Genomic DNA, 4,259 nt, shown 5'->3' on the forward strand with positions numbered 1-4,259 from the left:
GTGGCGGTGCTGGTCGCCGGCTCGGCGGTGGGCGCGGCGGCGCCACCACCCGGCTTCGACGAATTCACCGGCGTCTGGCCGACGGCGGTGGACCGGGCGGACTGCCGTCCCGGTGATCAGGTGGAGCCGGGCCTTCAGGGCGAGGTCACGCTGGAGGACCGCAGGTCGGGGCGCAGCACCCTGGGCTACAACTGCAATATCGACCTGATCGGGCAGTACCAGGGCCTCGGCGCGGGGCCGGTCAGCCCCACCTACGAGCACTGCGCCTACATCGCCTCCACCTTCCCGACCAACCTGTTCGGTCCCGACGCCGGCGTGCACGTGCTCGACGTGAGCGACCCGGCCAACCCGGTCCGCACCGCCGTGCTCACCGAGCCCGCCATGATCGGCGGCACCTGGGAGTCGATGAAAGTGCACCACGGGCGCGGCCTGCTGGTGGCCACCGGCGTCGGCATGATCGTCGGCGCGGGCTACATCTCCATCTACGACATCTCCGCCGACTGCGCGCACCCGCGGCTGTTGAACACCACCACCGGGTCGATGCTCAACATGCCGATCCCGATCACCACCCACGAGGGCGACTTCTCCCCGGACGGCATGACGTACTGGGCCTCCGGCATCGCACCGGGCTACGTCAGCGCCATCGACATCAGTGATCCCACCCAGCCGATGGTGGTCTGGGGCGGCCTGACCGGCATCGAGGCGCACGGCATGGGCTTCACTCCCGACGGCAACACCATGTATCTGGCCAATCTGGGCGGATTGACCATCATGGACGTCTCGGCCGTGCAGAACCGCGCGCCGCGCACCGTGGTCGGGCAGCCGCTGCCGCACATCGGCCAGAAGTTCTGGACCGACGGCTTCATCAACCAGCACAGCATCTACACCACCTACAACGGTGTGCCGCATCTGTTCACCGTCGACGAGGGCGGCTCCGGCGGGGTGAAGCTGTTCGACATCACCGACAGGGCGAACCCGAGGTGGCGCACCAGCGCCAAACTGGAGATCAACCTGCCCCGGCATCAGGACCGGTGGACCTCCAGTTCGGCGGGCAACGGCGCCTTCGCCTACGACGCCCACTACTGCCGCCTCGACCGGCCCGACGATCCCCGGCTGATGGCGTGCAGCTGGATCCAGTCCGGCATCAGGGTCTTCGACGTGCGCGACCCCGACCACTTCCGGGAGGTCGCCTACTTCAACCCGCCCGCGCAGACCGGCAAGAACCTGCAACTGCCGAACTCGCTGCACGCGGTGCTCGGCTCCATCATCGGCCCGCCGGTGATCGGCACCATCGCCCTGGCCCGCGCCTTCCTGGAGGGCCAGACCTCGCTCAACGGCGTGGTCAACGACCGCTACCGGTTGCTCGGCGGCGACCTGTCCGCGGACTGGTGCCTCTCCCCGCCGGAGTTCCACGGCGACAAGCTGTACGTCACCTGCATGGACAACGGGTTCCTCGCGCTGCGGCTCGATCCGTCGGTGTTGCAGGGCTGATGGGGGCGACAGGCGAAGCGGGCCAGCGCGATTCGGGTTCGCGGCCCGGCCCGCGTCGGCCGGTGGTGGTCGTGGTGGCGGTGCTGTGCCTGGCGGCCGGTGTGCTGGCGGGCTGGCTCGTCCGGGGTGACGGCGCGGAGCACGCGGCGGGCGGCGGGCAGATGGGGTTGTCCGAGGCCGACATTCTCTTCGCCCAGCAGATGTCGGCCCACCACCAGCAGGCGCTGACCATGGTGGAACTGCTCGGTCCCGCCGCCGCGCCGGAGGTGCGGGCCGCCGCCGAGCAGATCCGTATCTCGCAATGGCGGGAGGTGGGGACGTTGACCGGGTGGCTGGAGCTGGCGGGCGCACCCCTCACGCCCCCGGCCGAGCAGGGCGGCGGCGCGGAGGGGGAGCACGGTGCGCACGACGGCCACACCGGGATGGCGGGCATGGCCTCCGACGCGGAGCTGACCGAGCTGTACCACGCCACCGGCGTCGAGGCCGAGATCCTGTTCCTGCGGTTGATGATCCGTCACCACCAGGGCGGGGCGGACATGGCGGCCGACGCCGCGGCGGCCACCGATTCGGCGGCGGTGCGCGCGCGGGCGGTGTCCATGGCCAACGGTCAGCAGCAGGAACTGGCCACCCTGTCGGTGCTGCTGAGCAGCCGCGGCGGGGAAATGCTGCCGTACCCGTGAGATCGGTGGGTCTGCACCGCTTGAATCACTGATTGAAACGTGTTTCACTCGGGGGGTGACCCGATCCGAGTCCGACACGCGCGAACGGCTGCTCGCGGCGGCCGAGCGACTGCTGCTGGAGTCCGGCTACGAGAAGGTGTCCATCCGGGCGGTGTGCACCGCCGCCGAGGTCAACCCGGCGGCCGTGCACTACCACTTCGGTTCCAAGGACGCCCTGGTCGTGGCCCTGCTGGAGAGCAGGCTGGCGCCGCTGTGGGAGTCCTCGATGGACGAGCTGGCGCGCCGCTCGGCGGGGGTGGCCGAGTGCGTGGCGGCCGTGATCGAGCCGCTGGTCGACCTGGCCGCCGATCCTGCCGGGCGGCTGTACCTGCGGCTGCTGGCCCGGCTGGTGCAGTCGCGGCGGGACATCGGCTGGACCGCCCGCTGGTTCAGCCTCGCCCCCTTCGTGGCGCTGCTGCGCCGGCAGTGCCCGTCGATCGGTGAGCGCGAGGCGCGCTCACGCTGGCTGCTCGCCTTCGACCTGATCCTCGGTCGCTTCGGCGCGCCGCTGGCCGCCGACCGCGTCCTGCCGCCGGACGAGGTCGCCACCCTGCGCGCGTTCGTCACCGCCGGCCTGTGTGCCGCCACCACGGACGCCCGCACTGACGCGGCGGCCGGCTCGCCGCCGACCGGCCGACGGCACGGGTCCGCGAACCGTCGAGACCTCGAGTAACAGTCCAGCCCCGGGAACAGCCCTCCCCGGGGCACAGCCCATTGGAGAAACCGTGCACAAAGTATTCACCCCCGCCCAGCTCGGGCCGATCACCCTGCGCAACAGGGTGATCAAGGCCGCGACCTTCGAGGGCCGCACGCCCGACGCCCTGGTCACCGACGACCTGATCGAGTACCACCGGGCGCCCTCGCGCGGCGGGGTCGGCATGTCCACCGTCGCCTACTGCGCCGTCTCGCCCGAGGGCCGCACCGACCGCCACCAGATCTACATGCGCCCGGAGGCCGTGCCGGGCCTGCAGCGGCTGACCGAGGCCATCCACGCCGAGGGCGCCGCCGCCAGCGCCCAGATCGGGCACGCGGGCCCGGTCGCCAACGCCGCCTCCAACGGCCTGCCCGCGCTGGCCCCGGGCCGGTTCTTCAGCCCCCTCGGCATGGCCCTGGCGCGCAAACCCGACGAGGCCGAACTGGCCAGGGTGATCCGGGATTTCGCCGCCGCGGCCCGCACCGCCGAGGAATCCGGCTTCGACGCCGTCGAACTGCACTTCGGGCACAACTACCTGGTCAGCTCGTTCTTCAGCCCGCTGCTCAACCGCCGCCGCGACGGCTACGGCGGCAGCCTGGCCAACCGGGCCAGGCTGGCCCGCGAGATCGCCGAGGCGGTGCGCGAGGCGGTCGGCGGCAGGCTGGCCATCCTGGCCAAGCTGAGCATGGACGACGGCGCGCCCGGCGGCCTGCACCTGGAGGAGAGCCTGCAGATCGGCCGCATGCTGGAAGAGGACGGCACCCTCGACGCGCTGGAACTGACCATCGGCAGCTCGCTGCTCAACCCGATGTACCTGTTCCACGGCGACGCCCCGCGCAAGGAGTTCGCCAAGGCCTTCCCGCCGCCGATGAGCTGGGGCATGCGCGTGGGCGGGCGAATGTTCCTGCGCGAGTTCCCCTATCGCGAGGCCTACATGCTCGACATGGCCCGCCAGTTCCGCCACGAGCTGAAGATGCCGCTGGTGCTGCTCGGCGGCATCACCAACCTCGACACCATGAACCTGGCCATGGACGAGGGTTTCGAGTTCGTCGCCATGGCGCGGGCGCTGCTGCGCGAGCCGGACCTGTTGCAGCGCATCCAGAAGGACGAGAGCGCCAAGTCGCTGTGCACGCACTGCAACAAGTGCATGCCGACGATCTACGACCGCACCGTCTGCGTGCTCGCGCGTCCGGACGAACTCACCACGCGCTGACCCGATCTTCTGCGTCCCGCCGCTCGGCGGCCGGTGGATCTCGTGCTCTGCGGGACCGGTGGCCCGCCTCGGCGGGTGGACGGGAAACGGCCCCCCCCCCCCCCCGGGGGGGGGGGGCGGGGGCCGGGGTGGCCCCCCGCGG

4 protein-coding genes are annotated in these 4,259 nt (G+C 71.4%); all 4 read left to right on the forward strand.

Translation table 11 applies throughout. The annotated features are described in order from the left end of the window. A partial coding sequence (locus QH283_RS09860; protein WP_280502708.1) for an LVIVD repeat-containing protein occupies positions 1–1,491 on the forward strand: 1,491 nt, incomplete at its 5' end. Between the two features lie 62 nt (positions 1,492–1,553). After that, positions 1,554–2,171: a DUF305 domain-containing protein gene (locus tag QH283_RS09865; protein WP_280502709.1), complete on the forward strand. Its 618-nt coding sequence runs from the start codon at positions 1,554–1,556 to the stop codon at positions 2,169–2,171. Positions 2,172–2,226: 55 nt separating this feature from the next. Beyond that, positions 2,227–2,883 (forward strand): TetR/AcrR family transcriptional regulator, encoded by a 657-nt coding sequence (locus tag QH283_RS09870; RefSeq protein ID WP_280502710.1) that lies wholly within the window; start codon positions 2,227–2,229, stop codon positions 2,881–2,883. A gap of 52 nt (positions 2,884–2,935) precedes the next feature. Next, entirely contained in the window at positions 2,936–4,117 is a 1,182-nt protein-coding gene (locus QH283_RS09875; RefSeq protein ID WP_280502711.1) for an NADH:flavin oxidoreductase, read from the forward strand. Positions 4,118–4,259: the final 142 nt, after the last annotated feature.

Source organism: Nocardia farcinica (assembly GCF_029867845.1).
Lineage (GTDB): Bacteria > Actinomycetota > Actinomycetes > Mycobacteriales > Mycobacteriaceae > Nocardia > Nocardia farcinica_A.